The 347-nt window shown below is 42.1% G+C and carries 1 pseudogene; it reads right to left on the reverse strand.

Features of this window, described 5'->3' with window-relative positions:
• Nucleotides 1–347: pseudogene (locus BFS05_RS06650) on the reverse strand (nicotinate phosphoribosyltransferase); the annotation flags it as partial.

The following is a 347-nucleotide window of genomic DNA, read 5'->3' on the forward strand; positions in this document are numbered from 1 at the left end:
GCCAAAGCGTATTCATCCAAATCATTTGTAACAGTAATTTTTGTATTCGTTGCTCCAAGAGAATCCAATTGCTCACGAACACGTTTAGCCATTACGCACAAATCGCCAGAATCAATACGTACTCCTCCTAAATCTGGGCCTGCAACTTCTACAGTTTCACTTACTTCTTGCAATTTGCGACTTAAAAGCATCACGCTCACTATCGTGTACAAGAGTAAAGCAATGCGCAGCTGTACCAATAGCTTTCAGATTGTAAAGTTGCGCTGCTAACAAGTTTGCAGTTCCTTTAAATCCGCCAATAATAGCAGCTCGCGATGCTGCAACAGCTGAAAACTCATTAGTGCGTC

Source organism: Gardnerella coleohominis (assembly GCF_002896555.1).
Taxonomy (GTDB): Bacteria; Actinomycetota; Actinomycetes; order Actinomycetales; family Bifidobacteriaceae; genus Bifidobacterium; species Bifidobacterium vaginale_F.